Source organism: Corallococcus sp. NCSPR001 (genome assembly GCF_017309135.1).
In the GTDB taxonomy this organism is placed as follows: Bacteria; Myxococcota; Myxococcia; order Myxococcales; family Myxococcaceae; genus Corallococcus.
This window is the reverse complement of record NZ_JAFIMS010000002.1, coordinates 2,560,205-2,580,986: the sequence shown is the minus strand read 5'-3', so window position 1 is coordinate 2,580,986 and position 20,782 is coordinate 2,560,205. Positions and strand designations below refer to the sequence as shown.

At 71.3% G+C, this 20,782-nt stretch carries 23 protein-coding genes; 3 read left to right on the top strand and 20 right to left on the bottom strand.

Annotated features, from left to right (window positions below):
* Nucleotides 1-268: 268 nt before the first annotated feature.
* Together JYJ93_RS12670 and JYJ93_RS12665 are read left to right on the top strand one after the other, a co-directional pair.
* Nucleotides 269-1,657 (top strand): YhjD/YihY/BrkB family envelope integrity protein, encoded by a 1,389-nt coding sequence (locus JYJ93_RS12670; protein ID WP_206800272.1) that lies wholly within the window; start codon nucleotides 269-271, stop codon nucleotides 1,655-1,657.
* Nucleotides 1,658-1,782: 125 nt separating this feature from the next.
* Entirely contained in the window at nucleotides 1,783-2,133 is a 351-nt protein-coding gene (locus JYJ93_RS12665; RefSeq protein ID WP_206790271.1) for an HU family DNA-binding protein, read from the top strand.
* Between the two features lie 3 nt (nucleotides 2,134-2,136).
* Here JYJ93_RS12665 and JYJ93_RS12660 read toward each other — a convergent pair whose 3' ends face one another.
* From JYJ93_RS12660 to JYJ93_RS12610, 11 genes are all read right to left on the bottom strand, one after another.
* The gene (locus tag JYJ93_RS12660; RefSeq protein ID WP_206790269.1) at nucleotides 2,137-4,212 is read right to left on the bottom strand and encodes a flagellar biosynthesis protein FlhA; all 2,076 of its coding nucleotides are present in this window, start codon (nucleotides 4,210-4,212) and stop codon (nucleotides 2,137-2,139) included.
* Entirely contained in the window at nucleotides 4,212-5,258 is a 1,047-nt protein-coding gene (locus tag JYJ93_RS12655; RefSeq protein WP_206790267.1) for an EscU/YscU/HrcU family type III secretion system export apparatus switch protein, read from the bottom strand. The genes JYJ93_RS12660 and JYJ93_RS12655 overlap by 1 nt, the downstream gene beginning before the upstream one ends.
* Nucleotides 5,255-6,049, bottom strand: a complete 795-nt coding sequence (locus JYJ93_RS12650) for a flagellar biosynthetic protein FliR (RefSeq protein ID WP_206790265.1) — start codon at nucleotides 6,047-6,049, stop codon at nucleotides 5,255-5,257. Before JYJ93_RS12650 ends, JYJ93_RS12655 begins: the two co-directional genes overlap by 4 nt.
* Nucleotides 6,046-6,315 carry a flagellar biosynthetic protein FliQ gene (locus tag JYJ93_RS12645; protein WP_014398926.1) on the bottom strand — a complete coding sequence of 90 codons (270 nt, stop codon included), beginning with the start codon at nucleotides 6,313-6,315 and terminating at the stop codon, nucleotides 6,046-6,048. Before JYJ93_RS12645 ends, JYJ93_RS12650 begins: the two co-directional genes overlap by 4 nt.
* A gap of 4 nt (nucleotides 6,316-6,319) precedes the next feature.
* Complete coding sequence (gene sctR, locus JYJ93_RS12640; protein WP_206790263.1) at nucleotides 6,320-7,045, bottom strand: type III secretion system export apparatus subunit SctR; 726 nt, start codon at nucleotides 7,043-7,045, stop codon at nucleotides 6,320-6,322.
* A complete protein-coding gene (locus tag JYJ93_RS12635) occupies nucleotides 7,042-7,530 on the bottom strand; it encodes a flagellar biosynthetic protein FliO (RefSeq protein ID WP_269012794.1) in 489 nt (162 codons plus the stop codon). Before JYJ93_RS12635 ends, sctR begins: the two co-directional genes overlap by 4 nt.
* Nucleotides 7,527-8,678 (bottom strand): FliM/FliN family flagellar motor switch protein, encoded by a 1,152-nt coding sequence (locus JYJ93_RS12630; RefSeq protein ID WP_242543782.1) that lies wholly within the window; start codon nucleotides 8,676-8,678, stop codon nucleotides 7,527-7,529. Before JYJ93_RS12630 ends, JYJ93_RS12635 begins: the two co-directional genes overlap by 4 nt.
* Before the next feature lie 133 nt (nucleotides 8,679-8,811).
* The gene (locus JYJ93_RS12625) at nucleotides 8,812-9,291 is read right to left on the bottom strand and encodes a hypothetical protein (protein WP_206790239.1); all 480 of its coding nucleotides are present in this window, start codon (nucleotides 9,289-9,291) and stop codon (nucleotides 8,812-8,814) included.
* Between the two features lie 7 nt (nucleotides 9,292-9,298).
* Nucleotides 9,299-10,114 (bottom strand): flagellar M-ring protein FliF, encoded by an 816-nt coding sequence (locus JYJ93_RS12620; protein ID WP_206790236.1) that lies wholly within the window; start codon nucleotides 10,112-10,114, stop codon nucleotides 9,299-9,301.
* Between the two features lie 15 nt (nucleotides 10,115-10,129).
* On the bottom strand, nucleotides 10,130-10,618 hold the full coding sequence (locus tag JYJ93_RS12615) for an ATP-dependent helicase HrpB (protein WP_206790234.1): 489 nt from the start codon (nucleotides 10,616-10,618) through the stop codon (nucleotides 10,130-10,132).
* A 13-nt stretch (nucleotides 10,619-10,631) separates the two neighbouring features.
* Nucleotides 10,632-11,129: a hypothetical protein gene (locus JYJ93_RS12610; RefSeq protein ID WP_206790232.1), complete on the bottom strand. Its 498-nt coding sequence runs from the start codon at nucleotides 11,127-11,129 to the stop codon at nucleotides 10,632-10,634.
* A 216-nt stretch (nucleotides 11,130-11,345) separates the two neighbouring features.
* Between JYJ93_RS12610 and JYJ93_RS12605 the strand changes: the two genes are divergently transcribed.
* Nucleotides 11,346-11,678, top strand: coding sequence for a PilZ domain-containing protein (locus JYJ93_RS12605; protein WP_014398934.1), 333 nt, complete (start codon nucleotides 11,346-11,348; stop codon nucleotides 11,676-11,678).
* 18 nt (nucleotides 11,679-11,696) lie between these two features.
* On the opposite strand, the gene JYJ93_RS12600 is transcribed toward JYJ93_RS12605, so the two are convergent.
* The 9 genes from JYJ93_RS12600 to JYJ93_RS12560 all read right to left on the bottom strand — a co-directional run bounded on the left by JYJ93_RS12600 (nucleotide 11,697) and on the right by JYJ93_RS12560 (nucleotide 20,772).
* Nucleotides 11,697-12,098 carry a response regulator gene (locus JYJ93_RS12600; RefSeq protein ID WP_206790229.1) on the bottom strand — a complete coding sequence of 134 codons (402 nt, stop codon included), beginning with the start codon at nucleotides 12,096-12,098 and terminating at the stop codon, nucleotides 11,697-11,699.
* A 129-nt stretch (nucleotides 12,099-12,227) separates the two neighbouring features.
* Entirely contained in the window at nucleotides 12,228-12,953 is a 726-nt protein-coding gene (locus JYJ93_RS12595; protein ID WP_206790221.1) for an SH3 domain-containing protein, read from the bottom strand.
* Entirely contained in the window at nucleotides 12,953-14,830 is a 1,878-nt protein-coding gene (locus JYJ93_RS12590; RefSeq protein ID WP_206790219.1) for a BatD family protein, read from the bottom strand. Before JYJ93_RS12590 ends, JYJ93_RS12595 begins: the two co-directional genes overlap by 1 nt.
* On the bottom strand, nucleotides 14,814-15,854 hold the full coding sequence (locus JYJ93_RS12585; RefSeq protein ID WP_206790216.1) for a tetratricopeptide repeat protein: 1,041 nt from the start codon (nucleotides 15,852-15,854) through the stop codon (nucleotides 14,814-14,816). Before JYJ93_RS12585 ends, JYJ93_RS12590 begins: the two co-directional genes overlap by 17 nt.
* Nucleotides 15,851-16,906, bottom strand: coding sequence for a VWA domain-containing protein (locus tag JYJ93_RS12580; protein ID WP_206800270.1), 1,056 nt, complete (start codon nucleotides 16,904-16,906; stop codon nucleotides 15,851-15,853). The genes JYJ93_RS12585 and JYJ93_RS12580 overlap by 4 nt, the downstream gene beginning before the upstream one ends.
* Entirely contained in the window at nucleotides 16,906-17,916 is a 1,011-nt protein-coding gene (locus JYJ93_RS12575; protein WP_206800269.1) for a VWA domain-containing protein, read from the bottom strand. The genes JYJ93_RS12580 and JYJ93_RS12575 overlap by 1 nt, the downstream gene beginning before the upstream one ends.
* The gene (locus JYJ93_RS12570; RefSeq protein WP_206790214.1) at nucleotides 17,891-18,880 is read right to left on the bottom strand and encodes a hypothetical protein; all 990 of its coding nucleotides are present in this window, start codon (nucleotides 18,878-18,880) and stop codon (nucleotides 17,891-17,893) included. Before JYJ93_RS12570 ends, JYJ93_RS12575 begins: the two co-directional genes overlap by 26 nt.
* Nucleotides 18,877-19,758 (bottom strand): DUF58 domain-containing protein, encoded by an 882-nt coding sequence (locus JYJ93_RS12565; RefSeq protein ID WP_206790213.1) that lies wholly within the window; start codon nucleotides 19,756-19,758, stop codon nucleotides 18,877-18,879. Before JYJ93_RS12565 ends, JYJ93_RS12570 begins: the two co-directional genes overlap by 4 nt.
* Nucleotides 19,759-19,782: 24 nt before the next feature.
* Complete coding sequence (locus JYJ93_RS12560) at nucleotides 19,783-20,772, bottom strand: MoxR family ATPase (RefSeq protein WP_242543780.1); 990 nt, start codon at nucleotides 20,770-20,772, stop codon at nucleotides 19,783-19,785.
* Nucleotides 20,773-20,782 lie beyond the last annotated feature (10 nt).

The window sequence follows — 20,782 nt, the reverse complement described above, 5'->3', positions numbered from 1 at the left end:
CGGCCTCCCGCATGGTGGACAGCCAGGCGGCCGAGGTCCGTGCATGTGCGGACAACGTCCGCTCTGACGGGGTGGGAGGGCTGGTTCAGCGGGGTGGGGTTTGGCTACGGTGGCACTTCCACGCCGGGGGTGTCGTCGAGTCCCCGGCCCCTTTTGAATCGCCTGGGATGAACCGCTCGCCTCCGCGCCTTCGCACGCACCTGGACTCCCGCGACCTGGCCTCCCCGGGCGGGAAGCGCACCGGGAGGGAGTCGTGAAGCTCCGGAAGCTGTCCTGGGGCGTGCGGCGGTCGCTGGTGCGTGCACGGGCCTGGGCGGTCCAGACCGCGGCCCGCGTGTGGGCGCCCCTCGGGGCCACGTCGGCGGGCCGCTTCGCGGCGGACATCTTCCTCGCGGGGCGCACCGTGGCGCGCGGCTTCATGGGCGAGAACCTGCGCCTGCGCGCCGCCGCGCTCACGTACATCAGCATGTTCTCGCTGGTGCCGCTCTTGACCGTGGGCATCGTGCTCTTGCGCACGCTCCACCAGGAGCAGTTCCAGCGGAAGCTGCGCTTCGTCATCTCCGAGGTGCTGGCGCCGGGGGTCAGCGAGGAGTCCGCCGCCCTGCTCGACCGGTTCCTGCACCCGGGCGACTCCATCGCGGTGGGCAGCGTGGGCTTCCTCGCGGTGCTGCTGTCGGCGGGCTCGCTGCTGCGCCACATCGACGGCGCGGTGAACGAGCTGTGGGGCATCCGCCGCCAGCGCCCGTGGCTCACGCGGCTGGCCATCTACGCGGGCCTGCTGCTGCTGGGCCCCATCTTCATGGCCATCTCCTTCTCCGGCACCGGCCGGGTCCGCGTGCTCTTGCAGACGTACGCGCCCTCCGCGCCGTTCTTCATCGGGGTGGGCACCACGCTCATCGCCATGGGCAGCCTGACGCTGCTGTACCTGTGGACGCCGTATGCCCACGTGCGCGTGCGCTCGGCGCTGGCGGGCGGGCTGGTGTCGGGCCTGGGATGGACGCTGGCGAAGCAGGTGTACGCCGAGTTCGCCGCGCGCAGCTTCCTCTACAACCCCCTCTACGCGTCGCTGGGCGCCCTGCCCCTGTTCCTCGCCTGGGTGTACGTGAGCTGGCTGGTGATGCTGTTCGGCGCCCGGCTGTCATACGCGGTGGAGCACGTCTCCTTCCGAGACTCGCTCTTCGCCTTCGGCAGCCACCCGCGCGCGCACGAGCTGGTGGGCGCGCGCGTCGCCCAGGACGTCACCCTGTGCTGGGTGGATGGCGCCACCCCGCCCCTGCCCCGGGAGCTGGCCACGCGGCTGCGCGTGCCGGAGTCGCTGGTGCACGAGGTGGTGGACCGCATGGTGGAAGCCCGCCTGCTGGAACGGGGCCGGCGGGGCGGCCTGCGCCCCACGCGGGACCCCGCGGACATCACGCTCGCGGACACCACGCTCGCCGTGCACGGGGTGATGATCACCGGCGGCCCCGAGACCTGGACGGGCCCCAAGGCCCCGGGCTTCGAACAATTCGAGCCCCTGTTCCAGGCGGCCGACTGTGCCGGGGTCGATCTGCTGCGCCGCACCCGGTGGCTGGACCTGGTGACGCCGCTGCGCCCGGGGCTGCTCGCCCCGCCCGCTCCCGAGGCCCCCAAGGCAGCGGTCAGCGGCGGAAATCCGTAACGTTTTTAGAGGTTTGGGAGCCCACCCGGCTTGCAAGGAGGAGGTGTTCTGTTATGTATTCGGGACTCGACAACGGGCCAGAGAGCCCTGTCACCAAGGGGTCACGGGGTTTGCGGGAGCGTCCGATGCTCAAGTCCGATCTGATCAACATCCTCGTTGCCAAACGAGGCGTGACCCAGAAGCAGGCGGAGGCGACCATCGAGACGATCTTCGAGTCGATGAAGGACGCCCTCTGCCGCGGGGAGAACATCGAGATTCGCGGGCTGGGCGCCTTCCACGTGAAGAACTACCAGGGCTACCAGGGCCGCAACCCGAAGACGGGCGTGGTCATCCCGGTGAAGCCCAAGCGCGGCCTGCTCTTCCGCACGGGCAAGGAGCTGCGCGACCGGGTCAACCGCCCCGCGCCGCTGCAGGCCCAGTCGGACCTGCCGCCCTCCTCCGAGTTCAAGGGCAGCAACGGCACCGGCACCCTCTAGGCATCACCGCCCCACGGCGACCGGCGTCAGCCGGCCGATGGGGCGAATCTGCAGATCCCCATCCAGCTCGCCGTAGGTGAGCACCGCCACGTCCGGGAACGAGCCCTCGCACAGCTTGCGCAGGGGACGGCGGATGTCCGGGGCCGTGAGCAGCACCGCCCGGCCCCCGTTGGCGATGACCCGCACCCCTTCAAGTATCTCCATGATGCGCTCCGGCTCGGGCGCGGGCCCTCTAGGACCGCTGGCGCGCAGCACCTCCTCCACTTCGGGATCCACGAGGTACGCGTACAGCGGGCCCGTGGGCGCGAACTGGTGGCTCAGGTAGCGGTGCAGGGCCTGACGGCAGCGCTCGGCCAGGGCCGTGGCGTCGCCTTCGGTGGTGGGCGCCACGAGCGCCTCCAGGATGGCGCGCAGGTCGCGGATGCTCACCTGCTCCTGCACGAGCCGCCGCAGCACGTCCACCAGCAGCGGCAGCGGCACCTTCTGCAGCGCCTCCTTCACCAGCACGGGCGACTGGGCCTCCAGCCCCTCCAGCAGCCCCTGCACCTCCTGGAGTCCCAGCAGCGCGGCGGCGCGCAGGCGCAGCACGGCCCGCAGGTGGTCCGCGATGAGCTCCGAGGGCTTGCGCACCGGCACCTGGGCCAGCTCCAGCCGGGAGCGGGCCCCCTCCGCCACGCGGCTGATGGGCCGCCCGCTGGCGGGCTCGACCGACGCCTCCGCCTGGACCTCCAGGAAGGCCAGCTCGCCGGGAGGAACGAGCGCGTACAGGGCGCCGGGCTGCACCACGCCGCCACCCGCGGGGACTTCATCCAGGAGGATGCGGTACTCGCCCGGCCCCAGGTAGGCGGCGTGGGTCCGCACCCGGATGCCGGGGACGCGCACGCCCAGTTCGAAGAACAGCTCGTCGCGCGCGGCGTTCAGCACGGTGTGCACGAAGGCGCCGCCGTCCGCCTCCGCGAGCGGCGTCAGCTGCGCGGACAGGTCCAGCGTGAGCGGCGTCACTCCGACGGGTGCCTTCGCGCTCTCCGGCGGCTTGCCCGCGGCTCCAGCGGGCACCGCGGCTTCCTGGGAGGCTCCATCCTTCGACGGTGACTTCTCCGGGGCCTGCCCCTTGCGCCGCAGCGCATACCCGAGCCCGCCGAGGCCCGCGGCCAGCGCGAGGAAGGTCAGGTGCGGCATGCCCGGCATCAAGGCCAGCGCGACGCACAGGCCCGCGACGGTGGTCAGCGTGCGGAAGTCACCGAAGAACTGGGAGCCGATCTCCGCCCCGAGCGAGTCCTCTTCCTTCTCCGACGCCACCCGTGTGACGACGAGGCCCGCGGCCACAGCGATGCACAGTGAGGGCACCTGGGACACGAGCCCGTCACCAATGGCGATGAGGGCGAAGGTGGCGGCGGCCTCGGAGAAGGACTGGCCGTTCTGCAACACGCCGATGAGGGTGCCGCCCAGCAGGTTCACCGCGACGATGACGAGGCCCGCGACGACGTCCCCCTTCACGAACTTCATCGCGCCGTCCATGGCGCCGAACATCTGGGACTCGCGCTCCAGGTCGCGCCGCCTGCGCCGGGCCTGGGTCTGGTCGATGGCGCCCGCGCGCAGGTCCGCGTCGATGGACATCTGCTTGCCGGGCATGGCGTCCAGGGTGAAGCGGGCGGACACCTCCGCGACCCGCTCGGCGCCCTTGGTCACCACCAGCAACTGCACCAGCGTGAGGATGGCGAACACCACCGCGCCCACCACGTAGTCGCCTCGCACCACGAACTCGCCAAAGGCCTGGATGACCTCGCCCGCGTGGCCCTCGGAGAGCGCCAGCCGTGTGGACGACACGTTGAGCGACAGCCGGAACAGCGTGGTGAAGAGCAGCAACGTGGGGAACGACGTCACCCGCAGCGCGTCCTTCGCGTTCAGCGCCGCGACCAGCAGCGCCACCGCCGCGGCCAGGTTCACCGCGAGCCCCATGTCGAGGAGCCACGCAGGCAGCGGAATGATGAGCGCCCCCAGCACCGCCGCCATCGCCACCGCGAGCACGACGTCCGACGACTGACGGGCCTTCAGCAAGACCTTCAGGAATGGGGGCATCACGTCTGTCTCCGTGGACGGTCGTCCGGCTCGCGAAGCTCCATCGCGGTCCGCAACACGACGGCCGCCGCCTGGTACAGCTCCTCGGGGATGGACTCCCCGACGTCGAAGTGGATGAGGCTGCGGGCCAGCGGCACGTCCCGGACCACGGGGATGCCCTGCTGGCGCGCCTCCTCCTTGAGCGCGAGCGCGTCCTGTTCGCGGCCCTTGGCCACGAGGTAGGGCGCGTCACATTCGCCCGCGTCGTAGCGGAGCGCGACCGCGATGTGCGTGGGGTTGACGATCACGGCGGTGGCCTTCTGCACTCCACGTGCCGGACCGCCCTGCGCCAGCTGGCGATGCAGGGCGCGCCGCTGCCCCTTGTGACGTGGGTCGCCCTCGCTCTCCTTGTGCTCCCGTTTGACCTCTTCGCGGGTCATCATCAGCTCGTGACGGTGCCTGCGGCGGGCGATCGCGTAGTCCACGGCGCCGCACCCGAGCACCACCCACGCCAGTCGCGTCACCAGCGCCGCCAGCCGGCCGAGCAGGAACTCCATTCCCCGGGTTCCCTCGAGCCACGCGGTCTGCAAGGCGTCCGCACCGACGGACTCCACCTCGTTCCAGACGATGAGGCCCAGCAGCGCGGCCACGAGCAGCGCCTTGCCCAGCTCGAGCAGCGGCCGGACGCTGAAGAGGCGCTTGAGGCCCGCGGCGGGGTTGATGCGCTCGAGCTTCGGCGCGGCGTGGCGAGCATCCAGCTCGAAGCCCACGGTGGCCACGGAGACCGCCAGCGAGGCCGCGAGCGCTCCGCCCAGGGCAGGGCCGCACAACCGCGCGGCGACCCAGGCCCCTTCTTCCCATGCGCCAGCGGCGGTCTGTTCCAGCATCAACCGCGCGGTCCAGTCCTTCAGCCGGTCAAAGCCCTCTGGCGCGAACGCGATGAAGCCCAGCAGCCCGCCCAGCGTCGTCGCGCTGGAGGTCAGCATCCGGCTGCGAGGAAGCTGGCCCTTGCGCCTGGCCTCCCGCAGCCGTTTCGCGGTGGGCTGCTCCGTCTTCTCGCCACTCATCGGGAGACCTCGCCCAGCAGCGCCAGCGCGCCCTCCGTCGAGGCCACGCCCGCGAGCAGCCGCTCACACAGCAGGCCCACGCCCAGCCACAGCAGCGCTCCGCCCCCGAGGATGCGCAGCGGAGCCCCCAACTCCTGGAGGTTCACCTGGGCCGCGGCCCTCGACGCCATGCCCAGGAAGCAGTCCACCGCGAGCGATGCCGCCGCCACTGGAGCGCCCACCGCGAGCCCCGTGGCCATGGCGCCGCCCACCATCACCACCACGTGCAGGGCCGAAGCCTCCGTGGGCACGAAGGCCCCCAGTTGGACCACTCCGAAGCCGCGCAGCAGGGCGGAGAGCACGACGGGGAACAGCGCGCCCGACACCACCCTCGCCACCAGCAGGTGGTACAGCGCGTCTCCCGTGGCCGACTCGCGGCTCCCGGCCTGCGGGAGGCTCGCCTCCGCGGAGGTTCCCCGGAACAGGTCGATGAACCGGCCGCCCATCCTCGCAGCGTCGAAGGGCAGCGCGGCCACGAGTCCCACGGAGACACCGTAGGCCAGCTCACGCACCACGAGCGCCGCCATCACCACCGGCGTCTCCACCGCGCCGTTGAACTCCACGCCTGCTTCGACGTGCAGGAAGAGCGAGAGCGCGAGCACCAGTCCCAGACGGACCGTCGTCGGCGCGGCCTGGCCCCCGAGCAATGGACAGAGGAACGCGATGGGCACGAGCCTCGCCGCGCACAGCGCCACCGCGACCACGTGCGGCCCCAGGGCGAGGAACTGTTCACCCAACTCCTCTGGGTTCACAGCGCCACGTCCGCGATGAGCATGAGGAGCTGCTGGGTGAAGCGCGTGAGCTGCCCGGCGATCCACGGCCCCGCGAGCACCAGGGACAGCACCGCCGCGCACAGCTTGGGCACCACCGACAGCGTGCTCTCCTGCAACTGGGTCGTTGCCTGGAAGAGGCTCATCAGGAAGCCCACCAGCAGGCTCGCGCCAATGGGCGGCAGCGAGGCGAGCACCATCAACAGCAGGGCTTCACGGCCCAGGGTGAGCAGGACGTCCTGGGTCATCGCGTCACCGGTAGCCGAGGATGAGTCCCCGCGCGAGCAGGGCCCAACCATCCACGGCGACGAAGAGGAGGATCTTGAAGGGCAGGCTCACCTGGCCCGGTGACAACGTCTGCATCCCCAACGCGAGCAACACGTTGGCGATGACCATGTCGAGCACCAGGAAGGGCAGGAAGACGATGAAGCCAATCTGGAAGGCCTCCTTCAGCTCGGTGATGACGAAGGCCGGGATGACGACGAACAAGTCCGTCTCCTGCACCTGCTCGGATTCCTCCGGAGGACGCAGCTCGCGGGCCAGGTCCACGAAGCGGGCCCGTTCCTCCGGGCCTCCATGCTTCATGAGGAATGCTCGCAGGGGCTCCGTCACCTGCTTCGCGGCGGAGAGGACCTGCGCTCCGGAATGGACCTCGTCGTACGCCGCCTGTCCCGCGTCGTACATGCGCTCCATCACCGGCGCCATGATGTGCCCCGTCAGCACCACCGCGAGCCCCGTGAGCACCAGCGTCGGCGGTGCCTGCTGCGTGCCCATCGCCGAGCGGGCCAGCGAGAGCACCACGGCGATCTTCGAGAAGCTCGTCAGCATCAGCACCGCGAACGGCAGCAGCGACAGGAGCGCGAGCATCCCCATCATCGCCAGCGGACTGCCGGCATAGGAGGCCTGCGACAGGGACTGCTCCGCGGCGAACGCGCTCGCGGGAAGGAGCACGCCGCATCCCAATCCGAGGGCCTTCATCCCCCACCCCGCTTCCGCGGCGCGCCGCAAGCCGACTTCGTCTGTCGCACGCGAGGGAAGAGCACCGTCGGCTCCAGTTCCAGGTCGAACCGGGACTTCATCGTCGGCCTGGGCGCGGCACCGGGCAGGACCGCCACGGCGCGGGTCTCATGAATCTCCGCGAAGGTGTCGCCGTAGGCCACGAGGTAGCGCCGGCCATCCGCCTCCACGAGCGCGAGACCACAACGCTGGGAAAGTCCTGTCCGCGAGACGATGCTCAGGGGCTCCGGAGCGGCGGCGGCACTCCCGGCCATGCCTCCCTTGCGGAGCATCACCCAGCCCAGACCGGCCAGCGCCATCGCGCCAATCACCAGGCGCGAGGTGCCCACCAGCGACAGTCCCTCTAGGGGCGCGAGCGTCGCCAGCCCCACGAGCAGGGCCAACGCGAACAGCAGCCTGCCGCGTGGCGAGAACGAGGACAGCAGCGTGTTCACGGGCGCGCTCACGGCAGCAACGCCAGGATGCGGGCGCCCACTTCGCCTTCAATCTCCACCAACTCCGCGCGCGCGACCACGCGGTCCCCCACGCGCAGCAGCACCGGGCTGCTCGCGTTCACGTGCAGGGGCAGCAACGTGCCCGGCTTCAGCGCCGCCAGCTCCGCCAGGGGCAACATCAACCGCGTCAGTTCAATCTCCACATCCACCGGGAGCGGCGGCATCGCCTCGCTCCGCTTGTTCGTCGCCACCATGTCCGACTCCTGTCGGGCCGCGCGCGAGTGCACGCTCCCTGTCGAAAAGCCTTCCGTCAGAAACTCGCCCCGGAGCGCGAAGCCCCGGGTGATCAGCTGTCCCTGGCCCTCCACCCGGCCGTCCCGGAGACGCACGCCCTCGAAGAGCACGACGTCTCCCGCGGCCAGCGCATCCACCGCCGCGGCCTGCAATGGACTGCGCCCCATGAGGCAGCGCGCGGGAACCGATGCCGCCAGCACCTGGGGCGCCACCGCGCCCGGTGACTCCATGGGCAGCTCTTGAAACGCGGTCTGCACGGCACGGGCGGGCAGGAGCACCCGGCCGCCCACCGTCGCTCCGTCCACCGTTGCCGTCAGCAGCACCGCCACATAGGGCTGCCGCGCATCGACTCGCGTCAGCACGTCGCCGCGCCGCATCGACACCGCGGACAAGCGAGGCCCCAGCCTTCGCACCCATTCGCCCTGCCCACGCGTCGCGGCCAGGGCGGACAGCAGCAGGTACACCAGCGTGGACTCTTCCAGCCGGGTCAGCTCCGCCACGGGAGCGGGCCGCGGCCCCGTCCCCGCCAGCCTCGCCAGCGCCGCGAAGACCAGCGGCACCTCCAGCTCCACGATGGCGGTGCCCCCCACCGCCGACAGCTCCACCAGCGCGAACACCATTCCCACCGCCAGCTCGCGCTCCGGCTGGACCGCCGCCGGCACCAGGTGCCCCTCCACCGTGACCGCCGCGCCCAGGTCCCGCGACAGCGCCGCGCCCACGTCGCGCAGGAGCTCCGCGCCCCAACGCCCCACCTGGGGCCGCTGTCCCAACACCAGGTGGGCGCGCGTCAGCCGGCGCGCTCCCGGGCGGAACGGACGCGTGGGCTTCTTCGAGGCGCTGGGAGACCTGACTGGATTCGTTTGCATCCGGAGCTCCGGGACGGCGACGGGACACACGTCCCCTGTGCACGGCCATGGCCAGGGGGCCGGCACGTGGAATCAGGGTGTTGGCTGGAGGCGGAGGTCCGTCTTCGGGATGCCCCTCCACACCCGGGGACGCTCAGCGCAGGGCTTCGCGGATGCGCCGCTCCGCCAGGGCGGTCAGGGCCGGAGCGGCATCCGCTCGCGATTCGGTCCCCTCCCACTGGGGAAACCGGCTGCGGTGGTACCGAGGAAGGCCGCGAAAGGCTTCCTGGCGCAGGGCTTCGGGCGCCGTCTCCAGGAAGAGGGCCAACCGGGTCTCTCCGTCCGCCCGCTCGCCGAACTCCACCGCCACCTTGGCCTGGCGCTGGGCGGAGGGCATGGCGGCGAAGCGCTCCAGGTGGCGCAGCGCCCTGCCCGCTTCGGCATCCACCAGCCCTCCCAGCAGCTCCGCGGCGCGCTCCCGCGCCAGCACGCAGACGACCAGCGCGATGCGCTCCAACGGCAGGGACAACGCGGGCAGCGTGACCTCCGCCACCGCGGCCCGCGGCGCTTCCTGCCTCGAGGGCAGGAGCTTCCGGGCCTTGCGCAGCACCCGACCCACGCGTGTGACGTCCATGGCGTGCTCAGGCCAGCTTGCGCGTGGAGCCCGGGGTCACCACCGGCCGCGCGGGCGTGGGCGGCGCAGGCGGCGCCGAGGGGGGCTGCTCCGCCAGGGCCCGGTAGTGCTTCCAGCGCAGCGTCGTCCAGACGAGCGCTCCGGATAGGCCCGTCACCAGCACGCCCAGCAGGGCGAGCACCACTCGCAGCCGCAGCGGGACGGGACCTCCCTTCGCGGATGGCGCCTCCACGTGCGTCGTCACCTCGTCCACCAGCAGCGAGACAGCCTCCGGTGACAGCCCCTCCACGCCTCCCGCGATGAGCTCACGCAGCGTGTCCGCCGACTTGCGCACGCGCGTCGCGCCACCGGGTGCCGTGCGCAACATGGCCGAAGCCTTCGAAGGCGCGGGGGCCTGGCCCGGCCTCGGCGGCGGCGGGACGACCAGGTGCACTCGCGCCAGCAGCACGCCGTCCACCGTCTGGAGCGTCTTCTCCAGCTCCCGCTCCATCCCCCGGACGCGGCAGACCTGCTCTTCAAGTGGCGAGCGCACGAGCCCGCTTCCGCCAAACACGTCGCAGCCCGTCTCCGCCGCGAGCCGGGGCAGCCCCAGCTCCGCCAGGATGCGCACCGCGTCCGAGGACTGCGCGTCCGTCACCTCAATGGCCCACGTGGGTTTCTTGCCCGGCTCGGGCACCTTGCGCGCGTCGAGCCCCCGCTCGACGAGCACCGTTTGAAGCTCATTGGCCTGACGTTCATCGAGGCCGTGCTGGATGCGCTCCCGGCACGCCGAAGCGCCCAGGAGCAGGAGGAAACAGAGACAACGAAGGGGAGCGGAACGCATGGAACGAAGGACTCCTCACACCTGGGTCTGGAGGACCTGCTTGACGCCGCCGGTGGCCTTCTCGACGACCTTGCCGGCGAGATCGAGCTCCTGACTGGCGCGGTAGACGTGGGCCTGGAGCGCGAGCAACTCCGAGGGACTGAACGTGCGGCCGGACTCGGCGAGCTTCAGGATGTGGTCCAGTCGCTGCTGCGCCTGCCCCACGCGGTCCAACACCTCCACCGCCTGCTGACCGCGCGCCGCCTGGACCGAATCGACGCGGGCCCCCGGCTTCACCTCCGCGCAGCCCGCCTTCGCCCCCTCCACGCCGTCCGCCCGAGACGTGCCGGCGGTGGCTTCGGTGGGCGTGCGCACCGGCTTCGGCGGCCCCTCCGTCGTCACCGGCACGGGGCGCGACGGGGGCGTACGCACGCCCTCCAGCACCTTGCCGAACGTCTCCCTGCCGGACTCCACCGCGGGCGAAGGGCCCGCGCCGCCCACGGCTCCCAACTTGTCGATGGCCATCGTGAGCGCGCCTTCAGCGGATGTTGTTGATGGCGGCCTTCGCCGAGTCGTGGCGGACCTTCATGATGTTGGAGATGGCGTTGTGCTCGCGGCTCTCCTTCTGCATCTCGTTCTGGAGCGACAGGTAGGCCACGTTGAACTTCTGGCCGTCCGCGGCCATCAGCTTCTGCGCCTCCAGCAGGTCCCACGCGTCCCCCTGCCCCGTCGCCGCGCTGCCCGTCGAAGCCGTCGTCCCCGCGGTGCTCGCGCGCGCCGACATCGCGGTGGCACCTCCCGCCGCCGGCACCGACGACACGGCTTCCGTCGGAACAGCCGCGGACACCGTCCCGGCCAGGGAAGACACCACAGCGCTGGAGATGGCGCCCGACGGCAACATGCCGCCCACGAGCCCCGCACCCGTGCGCACCACCTCGCGCGCCGCTCGCGCCAGCGTGGGGCCGAACTCCGTCTTCGGCGTCTGACGCGCGATGGACGGGGCGATGCTCAACGACGGGATGCGACGGTCTTCCAAGGGGTGCCTCCGGCAGGGATTCGCCGGGGCTGCCTTCCACCGTCCGTGCCAGGGGCCAACCCCTTGAAACAACAGGAGCACGCCGCGTCAGGTGTCTCCCGTGCGCGGGCGCCACGTCCACGGCGCGGGACGGCGGAGGAAAACCCGAAAACTTGCCCCCGCGCCAACCTGCTTCACAGTTGTCGCGTCCTGTCGCACCCGAAGGTGAGCCCCCCGATGATGAACCCCTCCAATGGTCCCCGTCCGAACGAGCGCGAGCGCTACCACCCGCGCGTCGAAGCCCGGCTCCAGGTGAAGGTGCTCCTGTCGGGCCGCACCGTGACGGCGCAGGCGCGCGACATCTCCATGAACGGCCTGTTCCTCCAGGCCCACCCGGCGGACTCGCAGCGCGCGCTCACCATCGCCCTGCCGCTGCCGGGCGACCGGGAGCTCGTCACCATGTGCACCATCCGCCGCCGGGAAGTGGACGGCGTGGCGCTGGAGTTCGGCGAGCTGGACTGGGACGACCTCATCGCCCTGGCCCGCTTCCTCCACCCCCACCTGCCGTAAGGGCCTTCCGGTGGAGCGTCAGTCCGCGGCCGAGCGGGCCGCGCGCAGCCGCTCCACCAGGTCCATCAGCTCCGCGCCGCGGAAGGGCTTGTGGATGTAGCCGTCCGCGCCCGCCTGCGTCGCGCTCGCCACGTCCGCCTTCTTCGCCTTCGCGGTGAGCATGTAGAGCGGCACCTTCGCCGTGGCCGGGTCGCTCTTCAGGATGCGGCACACGGAGACGCCGTCCAGTTGCGGCAGCACCACGTCCATCAGGATGAGGTGGAAGTCGCGGTCGCGGGCCAGCTTCAGGCCCTCGATGCCATTGGCCGCGCAGACCACGTCCACCGCGCCGTCGCTCAACATGGAGCGAACCAGCTCGCGGATGACGGGCTCGTCCTCGACGAGCAGGATGTGGAAGGGCGCTTGCGCGTTGCCAGCCATGTTTCCTCGGGGCCCCTCGTAGGCCATTGCCCTGGCGACGTCCAGCGAAGCGACGCCTGCCGGTAGCCCCTCTGTACGAAAGCGGTCCCCTGTCGGTTTTCCCCGACGGCGGGGTCGCTCCGGCCCCGCCTAGATTTCGGCGACGCCGTCGCGTTCGGCCCAGCCCTCCAGGCCGTTGGGCAGGCGGATGCGGACGTACTTCCCCGTCTCATCCAGCAGCTGCACCTTCAGGCCGGCGTGCACCTCGAAGAGCGAGCGCCCCTCCGAGCGAGGCAGCTCCCGCGCCACCAGCGTGGGCGCCAGCACCACGGCCTCGTGCACGTTCTGGTGCACCCAGATGTGCGCCCCCAACAGCAGCGCCGCCGGCACCGCCGCCGTGAGGCAGAGGCCCGCCACCACCGCCACCGTCGTGCGCCGCATCGAGGGGAATGCGCGCCGGACGAGCAGCAGCGCGAAGCCCACCAGCCACGCGACGAAGAAGACCCAGGCCACGGCCGCGCCGTCCGTCGCGGCCGCCAGCCGGGGGAGGAAGGCCTCGTCGGCGGTGGCGCCCACGACCTTGTCCACCTGCCGCGCCCGGGCCAGGGCCAGGTTGGCCTCCAGGTCCTCGGCGCGTCCGCCCTGCTTCCGGGCCTGCTCCAGCGCCAGCACCGCGCGGCCCAGGTCGCCCCGGGCCAGGTGCGTGGTGCCCAGGTTGTAGAGCACGTCCGGTCCGCCGAAGCCGTGGGCGATGAGCTTCTCGTACTCGGCCTGGGCGGTGGCGTAGTCCTCGCGGCCATACGCGTCGTTGGCCTGCTGGAAGACGGCCTCCGCTTCCTCGGCGGTGTAGTAGCCCTGCGTCGCCGCGTCGCTCATCACGCCCAGCCCTCCATCACCGCCGCCGCGGTCGCCAGCACCTTGCGCCGCTCACCCGGCTCCACCCCACCGCCGTAGCGGCCCAGGTCGCACGCCTCCAGCACGAAGAGCACGCGCGCGCGCCGCTCCGCGTCCACGCCCGCCGCCGCCAGCCTCTCCCCGAGCGCCTCGCGCGTCAGCCCGCCCACGGGGAAGCCCAGTTGGGCCTCCAGGAAGCCCACCATCGCCCGCTCCACCTCCACGTAGAACGCGCCCGCGTCCGTGCCCGCCTTGAGCTTCTCCGCCTCCGCCAGCCGCTTGCGCGCGGCCTTCGCCTGCTGACGGCCCCGGCCCGCCTCCGAGCGCGTGGCCAGCTTGCCGCGCATGCCTCCCACGAGCGCCACGCCCGCCAGCAGGCCCAGCGGCGCCAGCACGCCCGCGACGAAGAAGGGCCGCATCCACACGGGCTGCGACGGCCCCACGAAGTGGGCCCGGGCGCGCACCGGACGCAGGCCTCCGGTGGCGAGCACGTTCTTCTGCTCGTTGGCCGCGTCCGCCACCTGCGCGGGCGTCATCGTCGACGGCAGCGAGGACACGCCGCCCGCGCCCGCCTCCACGGTGAGGGTCACGGGGTCCGTGCGCGCCGTCTCGTACTGGCGCCGCGACGGGTCGAAGTACGGGAAGCGCAGCTCCGGCAGCGTGAAGGTGCCCGTGCGCTGCGGCATCACCAGGTACTCCACCACGCGGCGGCCCTGGATGCGGTTGCGGTTGGGCGTGAGCCGGTCCGTCGTCGTGGGCTCGTAGATTTTCAGCGCGGCCGGGCCGGTGAGCTTCGGCGGGGTGACGTTCTTCACGTTGCCCTGCCCCTCCAGGATGACCTTCACCGTGATGGGCTGCCCCAGCTCCACGCGCGTCTGCGACACGTCCAGCGACAGGCGCCACGAGCCCACGTTCGCGTTGGACATGTTCGGGGGCGCGCCGTTCGGCAACGGCCGCACCTTCACCTTCAGGCCGTTGGACACGCGGTGCACGCGGTGGCCCGCGAAGAGGAAGCCCGTGGTGATGTCCGCCTCCGCCGGGGTGATCAGCAGCGTGCCGGACTTCACCGGGAACAGCGCGCGGCGGCGCAAAAGGTAGGCGCGGTACGGGATGCCGTCCACCACCTTCTGCTCACCCGTGAGCTGCGTGGGGCTCTCCACCTCCTCGGTCCAGAAGCCCTCCAGCTTGGGCATCGTCACCGCGTCCACGCTGGACAGGTCCACGCGCGAGTAGATGTAGAGCGACAGCGTGGCCTGCTCGCCTACGTAGAGGTCGTCGCGGTCCAGGCTCGCGCGCAGGAACAGGTCCGAGTCCCCGCGCGGAATCACCGGCTCGTCGTCCCGCAGGTCGGAGTCGTCGTCCCCGAACGGGTCCGGCATGTTGCGGAAGTTGCGGAACGGATCCGGCAACGGCGGCCGGCCGCCCTGCTGGGCCTGCCCCGGGTTGCCCACGCGGCCCTCGCGCACGGTCAACTGCACGGCGTCCGTGCGGTACGTGCGGCCCCCCGCGGTGAGCGTGGCGGGCGGGAGGGTGAGCCTGCCCGCGCGCAGCGGGCGCATCTGCAGCACGTGGCGGGTGATGTCCTGGATGACGGCGGGGCCGCCACCGGACAGCGAGATGGAGCGCTGGCTGCCGCGCGACGAGGAGAGGACCTCGAAGTCGTTGGACTCGGGCAGGCGCACCTGGGCGTTGGATGGCGCGTCCACCACCACCACGGTGAGAGTGAAGGTGTCGTCGGTGCCCACCTCGGTGCGGTCCACCGTCTGGTAGAACTCGATGTCCGCCGCCCACGCCGGCGCCGTGGCCAGGAGGGCGAGCACGGCGAGCAGCGCCGTGCGCCCGCTACCAGTCCTTCTCATTGGGCTTCCTCTGCTTCTTCTTCTGCTGGAAACGCCAGAGCTGGAGATTCTTCTCGTTCTGCTTCATCGCATCCAGCAGGCGCTCGGCCTCCTGCCGGTCGACGTCACCCGGCGAACTTCCGCCGTCGCGCGGGTTGGATTCCGTGTCCTCCTCGCCCTCGCTGCCGCCGTCCGCGCCGCCATCGCGCGAGTCGCCCTCGCCCTCGTCCTGGCCCCCATCGCCCTGGCCCCCGTCGCCGCCGCCGTCGGTGGGACCGCCATCGCCGCCGCCGTCCTGACCGCCGTCCGAACCACCGTCACCGGGCCCGGCGTCACCGCCGCCACCATCCGCGCCGCCGTCCTGACCGCCATCCTGCCCACCGCCGTCCTGGCCTCCGTCTGCGCCACCATCCTGGCCTCCGTCGGCGCCGCCATCCGAACCGCCGTCCTGGCCTCCGTCCTGCGGCGTGCCGCCGTCACCCTTCTGGCCGCCGTCCTCGCCCGCGTCCGGACGCCCACCGTCGTTGCCGCCGTCCTGGCCTCCGTCGGTGCCGCCATCCGGGCCGTTCTGGGGCGGAGGCAGGTCGCGCAGCACCACCTCGTAGTTGTGCCGGGCCTGCGGATCCGTGGGGTCCAGCGTGAGCGCCTTGCGGTAGGACTTGAGCGCCTCCGAGCGGTCACCCGCCGTGGCCGCGAGGTTGCCCAGGTTGTACCAGCTCTTCTGCGCCAGGTCGGGCTGGCGGGAGGACTCCGCCACCTGCTTGAAGGCCTCGCGCGCCTCCGCTGAACGGCCCAGCTTCGCCAGCGCGTCCGCGCGGTTGAACTCCACCGTCGGATCATTGGGCCGCTCCTTCTTCGCGGCCTCGAAGTCCTTCAGGGCGTCCTCGTAGCGTCCGGCCGCGTAGGCTTCGCGCCCGCGCTGCACCAGCGGGTGGTCCTTCTCCAACGGCCCCACCGCCCACGCGGGCCCCGGCAGGGCCAGGAGGCCCGCCAGGCCCACCGCCATCGCTCGCGCCGCGCGCCGCCGCATCGGTTGCGTGCTCATGCGGCCCTCCGGCGCGAGGGGATGAGCGCCATGCCCAGCACCAGCAACACCAGGCCGGGGACGGCGAACCACTGGAAGCGCTCGTCGTAGCGGACCGTCACGCGGCTCTCCAGCTCGCTCTTCTGCAACTGGTCGATGCGCTCCACCACCTGCCCCATCGCCACGCCGTTGGGCTGGTAGAAGAAGGCGCCGCCCGTCGCGTCCGCGATGGCCGTGAGCCCCGCGCGGTCCAGGCGCGTGATGACCGTGTCGCCGTTGGAGTCCTTCTTGTAGTCCACGAACTCGCCGCGCCGGTCATAGACGGGGATGGGCTCACCGGAGTCCGAGCCCACGCCCACCGCGAGCACCTGGACGCGCGCGTCCTTGAGCGCCTCCGTGGCCTCGCTCACGTCGCCGGTGAGGTCCTCGCCGTCCGACAGCAGCACCACCACGCGCTCCTTGGAGCCCCGGTCCGCGTTGTCCAGCACCTGCTTGGCCAGCCGCAGCGCCGCGCCCACGTTCGTGCCGCCCTGGGGCATCGCGTCCGGATCCACCGCGCGCAGGAACAGCTTCACCGCCGAGTAGTCCGACGTGAGCGGCGACTGCACGAACGCATCCCCCGCGAACACCACCAGGCCCGCGCGGTCGCCCTTCAATTCATCCAGCAGCGTGTTGAGCTCCAACCGCGCGCGATCCAACCGGCTGGGCTGCACATCCCGGGCGAGCATGGACTTGGACGCATCCAGCGCCACCACCACGTCGATGCCCCGGCGCTTCGTCAGTTCGCTCTTCGTGCCGCACTGGGGCTGCGCGAGCGCGAGCCCGAACAGCATCAGCCCCAGCCCGTACAGGCCGCCCTGCACCGCCGGCCGCCACACGGACACGCCGGGCGCGAGCGTGGCCACGTGGCGCTCCGCGATGAGCGCCGACAGCCGCGTCCTGCGGCCCAGCGCCTTGAGCAGCGCGAGCAGCCCCAGCAGCAGGCCCACGAGGAACAGCCCCAGGAACAGCGGCTGCGCCAGGCCCACCTGGTAGCCCAGGAGCGTGAAGCGCCAGGCGTCCAACGTGGGCATCATGGGAACACCCGCAGGACGGTGGCGCGCAGCAAGAGCTCCAGCGCGGCGAGCCCGAAGGCCACCAGCAGGAACGGGTGGAAGTTCTCCTTGTACGTGGCGCTGGCGCCGCCCTCCATCAGCTTCGAGCGCTCCAGCGCGTCCAGCACCTTTTGAAGTCCCCGCTTGAGGCCCTCCGGGTCGGTGGCGCGGTAGTACTCGCCGCCGGTGCGGTCCGCGATGTCCTGCATCAGCTCCGGGTTGATGGGGATCTCCGTCTCGCGCCACACGGTGTTGCCGAACAGGTCCGTGCCCTGCGGGAAGGGCACCTTGCCGCCCTTGCCCACCAGGATGGTGTAGATGGGGATGTGGAGCGACGCGGCCATGTTCGCCGCGTCCAGCGGGGAAATCTTGCCGGCGTTGTTGTCACCGTCGGTGATGAGGACCACCACGCGGCTCTTCGCGTCGGAGTCGCGCAGGCGGTTGAGCGACGTGGCGATGGCGTCACCAATGGCCGTGCCGTCCTCCAGCACGCGGGTGCGCAGCTGCTTGAGGACCTCCTTCAGCACGCCGTAGTCCAGCGTCAGCGGGGACTGCGTGTACGCGGCGCCGGAGAACACCACCAGGCCCAGGCGGTCGTTCACGCGGCCGGAGATGAACTCGGTCAGCACCTCCTTCGCCACGTTGAGGCGGTTCTGCGGACGGAAGTCACCGGCCTCCATGGACGTGGACAGGTCCAGCGCCACCACGATGTCGATGCCCTCCACCGACAGGTCGCGCACGCGAGAGTCGCGCGACTGCGGCCGCGCGATGGCCACCACCGCCGCCACCACCGCCGCGACGCGCAGGATGGGCAGCAGCGGCAGGAGGTACGTGCGGAAGCCCCGGCCGCCCTTGGCGAAGACGTGCGCGGCGGAGAAGCGCAGCGTGGCGCGGCGCTTGCGCTCCCAGAACGCGAGCGCCAGCAGTAGCGGCGCCAACAGCAGGGCCCAGAGCGCCTCCGGGTTATTGAACGCGAGGTCCGGGGGCAGCATCGGGCTTGGGGGGAGCGGGAGGAACGTACGTCCTGGCGAGCAGGTCGTAGCCGAAGGCCAGCGCCTGATTGCAGGACTCGGGGGAGGCGTCGGCGCGGGCGTACTTCACCATGTCCGACTCGGAGACGAAGCGCATCAGCGCGTCCTCCGGCAGGCCCGGCGTGGGCAGCCTGCGCAGGGACGCCATCAATTCGGACGACGTGCACTCCAGGGCCTCGAAGCCGTAGCGCTCGCCCAGGTAGCCGCGCACGATTTCGGAGAGGCGGAAGTAGAAGTCCTTCACGTGGCCGCGGCCGGGCAGGTCCTCGCGCTTGAGCGCATCCAGGGACTGGCGCACTCGCACGTCCAGCGGCAGCAGGGGAACGACCTTCTCGCGCTTTGGCCGGCGCTGCCACCAGCGCACCAGCGCCCAGACCGCCACGGCCACCGCCAGCGCCACCGCCAGCGCGTAGAGCAGCGTCCAGGAGCGGATGGGCACTTCCTGCGGGGGCTGGTAGTCGAACAGCTCCGCGCCCTGCCCCTGCGCGTCCGGCGGCAGCGTGGAGGTCACCTCCACCGTCTTGCCCTTGAGCACGAAGCGGCGCGGCCCCTCCGGCGTCGCCACGTCGAAGGCGAGGTCCGGCAGCCGCACGTCGCCCAGGTCGAACGCGGAGAAGCGCAGGCCGAACGTGGTGGTCGCGTCGTTCGCGTTGTCCTGGCGCTGGCGCGTCTGCTGGAGCAGCTCCACCGCGCTCTCACCCGTGGGCGCCACCAGCTCGTAGCGCTGGTCCTTCGGGTGCGTGAGCGTCACCTGGTAGGTGAAGGGCTCGCCGATGTGGACCGTCTCCGGCTCCACCCGCGCGGACGCGCCCGTGGGCGCCACCGTCTCCAGGGCGACGGGGGCCTTGGGGGCGGGAGCCTGGGCCCATGCGGCCGGAGCGCTGACGAGGAGGACGGCCGCGAGGACGAGCGCGTGTCTCATGCCGCCATCCTCCGGGCCCGCGCGCGGAAGAAGTTCGCCAGCGCCTTGCCGTGATCATCCCCGGCGCGCAGCTCCACGTGGTCCAGCTCCAGCTTCTTGAACAGCTTGCGGCGCTCGTCGCGCTGGGCCTGCATGGCGCGCATGAACTTCCCGCGCACGGCGGTGGAGCTGGTGTCCACGACGAAGCGCTCGCCCGTCTCCGGGTCCTCCATCTCCACCAGGCCGTGGGCGGGGAAGCGCTGCTCCAGCGGATCCTCGATGACCACCGGCACCAGGTCATGGCGGCGGCCGACGAGGCGCAGCGGCTTCTCGTAGCCCGTGGCCATGAAGTCCGACACGAGGAACGTCACGGCCTTCCGCTTGGCCACCTGCGTCAGGTACGTGAGCCCCGCGGACAGGTCCGTGCCGTGGCCCTTGGGCTTGAAGGTGAGGATGTCGCTCACCAGCCGCAGCACGTGCATGCGCCCCTTGCGCGGCGGGACGACCTTCTCCACCCGGTCCGAGAAGAGGATGAGCCCCACGCGGTCGTTGTTCGCGATGGCGCTGAAGGCGATCTGCGCGGCGACTTCGGCGGCGACCTCCGCCTTGGTGCGGTCCTTGGAGCCGAACTCGTTGGAAGCGGACACGTCCACCAGGAGCATCACCGTGAGCTCGCGCTCCTCGGTGAAGACCTTGATGTACGCCTCGTTCATGCGTGCGGTGACGTTCCAGTCGATGAAGCGGATCTCATCGCCGGGCTGGTACTGGCGCACCTCGGAGAAGGCCATGCCGCGGCCCTTGAACACCGAGTGGTACTGGCCGGCCAGCATGTCGGAGACCACCTTGCGGGTGCGGATCTCCAACTTGCGGATGCGGCGGATGAGGTCCTTGGGCAGCACGGGCGCGCTCTTACCGGGGCCTTCTCAGGGGACTTCCACGCGGTCGAAGACGCGCTGGATGATCTTCTCCTGGGTGAGCTCCTCGGCCTCCGCCTCGTAGGTCATCGCGATGCGGTGGCGGAGCACGTCGAAGGCGATGGCCTTCACGTCCTCCGGGGTGACGAAGCCGCGGTGGCGCAGGAACGCGTGCGCGCGGGCCGCCTGGGCGAGCGCGATGGTGGCGCGCGGCGAGGCCCCGAACTGGATGTAGTCCGCCAGATCCTTGAGGCCGTAGCGCGCGGGCTCGCGCGTGGCGAACACCACGTTGAGGATGTACTCCTTCACCTTCTCGTCCATGTAGATGGCGTGGACGAGCTCGCGCGCGCGCACCAGGTGCTCCAGCGTGATGACCCGCTGGACCTTCGGCGACGAGCCGCCGGACATCCGGTCCATGATGACCTTCTCCTCATCACGGGTCGGGTAGCCCACCTTCACCTTGAGCATGAAGCGGTCCACCTGCGCTTCGGGGAGGGGGTACGTGCCCTCCTGCTCGATGGGGTTCATCGTGGCCAGCACGAGGAACGGCGAGGGCAGGCCGAAGGTCTGGTCGCCGATGGTGACCTGGCGCTCGGCCATGGCCTCCAGGAGGGCGGACTGGACCTTGGCGGGGGCGCGGTTGATTTCGTCCGCGAGGACGATGTTCGCGAAGATGGGCCCCTTGCGGACGGTGAAGGCGGCCGTCTGCTGGTTGTAGATCATGGTGCCGACGAGGTCCGCCGGCAGCAGGTCGGGCGTGAACTGCACGCGCATGAAGGTGGCGCTGAGCGAGTCCGCCACGGTGCGCACGGTCAGCGTCTTGGCGAGTCCGGGCACGCCCTCCAGGAGGACGTGGCCGTTGCACAAGAGGCCAATCAGGATGCGTTCGAGCATGTACCGCTGCCCGACGATGACCTTGCCGGTCTCCTGGTTGAGGACCTCGACGAAGCTGCTTTCCTGCTGCACGCGTTCGGTGAGCGCGCGAATGTCGGTGTTCATGTCCCCTCTG

Coding starts and splice junctions, on each gene's coding strand:
- JYJ93_RS12665 (WP_206790271.1), top strand. CDS start 1,783: ATGCTCAAGTCCGATCTGATCAACATCCTCGTTGCCAAACGAGGCGTG.
- JYJ93_RS12660 (WP_206790269.1), bottom strand. CDS start 4,212: ATGCCCCCATTCCTGAAGGTCTTGCTGAAGGCCCGTCAGTCGTCGGAC.
- JYJ93_RS12655 (WP_206790267.1), bottom strand. CDS start 5,258: ATGAGTGGCGAGAAGACGGAGCAGCCCACCGCGAAACGGCTGCGGGAG.
- JYJ93_RS12645 (WP_014398926.1), bottom strand. CDS start 6,315: ATGACCCAGGACGTCCTGCTCACCCTGGGCCGTGAAGCCCTGCTGTTG.
- sctR (WP_206790263.1), bottom strand. CDS start 7,045: ATGAAGGCCCTCGGATTGGGATGCGGCGTGCTCCTTCCCGCGAGCGCG.
- JYJ93_RS12630 (WP_242543782.1), bottom strand. CDS start 8,678: ATGCAAACGAATCCAGTCAGGTCTCCCAGCGCCTCGAAGAAGCCCACG.
- JYJ93_RS12625 (WP_206790239.1), bottom strand. CDS start 9,291: ATGGACGTCACACGCGTGGGTCGGGTGCTGCGCAAGGCCCGGAAGCTC.
- JYJ93_RS12620 (WP_206790236.1), bottom strand. CDS start 10,114: ATGCGTTCCGCTCCCCTTCGTTGTCTCTGTTTCCTCCTGCTCCTGGGC.
- JYJ93_RS12615 (WP_206790234.1), bottom strand. CDS start 10,618: ATGGCCATCGACAAGTTGGGAGCCGTGGGCGGCGCGGGCCCTTCGCCC.
- JYJ93_RS12605 (WP_014398934.1), top strand. CDS start 11,346: ATGATGAACCCCTCCAATGGTCCCCGTCCGAACGAGCGCGAGCGCTAC.
- JYJ93_RS12600 (WP_206790229.1), bottom strand. CDS start 12,098: ATGGCTGGCAACGCGCAAGCGCCCTTCCACATCCTGCTCGTCGAGGAC.
- JYJ93_RS12595 (WP_206790221.1), bottom strand. CDS start 12,953: ATGAGCGACGCGGCGACGCAGGGCTACTACACCGCCGAGGAAGCGGAG.
- JYJ93_RS12590 (WP_206790219.1), bottom strand. CDS start 14,830: ATGAGAAGGACTGGTAGCGGGCGCACGGCGCTGCTCGCCGTGCTCGCC.
- JYJ93_RS12585 (WP_206790216.1), bottom strand. CDS start 15,854: ATGAGCACGCAACCGATGCGGCGGCGCGCGGCGCGAGCGATGGCGGTG.
- JYJ93_RS12580 (WP_206800270.1), bottom strand. CDS start 16,906: ATGCCCACGTTGGACGCCTGGCGCTTCACGCTCCTGGGCTACCAGGTG.
- JYJ93_RS12570 (WP_206790214.1), bottom strand. CDS start 18,880: ATGAGACACGCGCTCGTCCTCGCGGCCGTCCTCCTCGTCAGCGCTCCG.
- JYJ93_RS12560 (WP_242543780.1), bottom strand. CDS start 20,772: ATGAACACCGACATTCGCGCGCTCACCGAACGCGTGCAGCAGGAAAGC.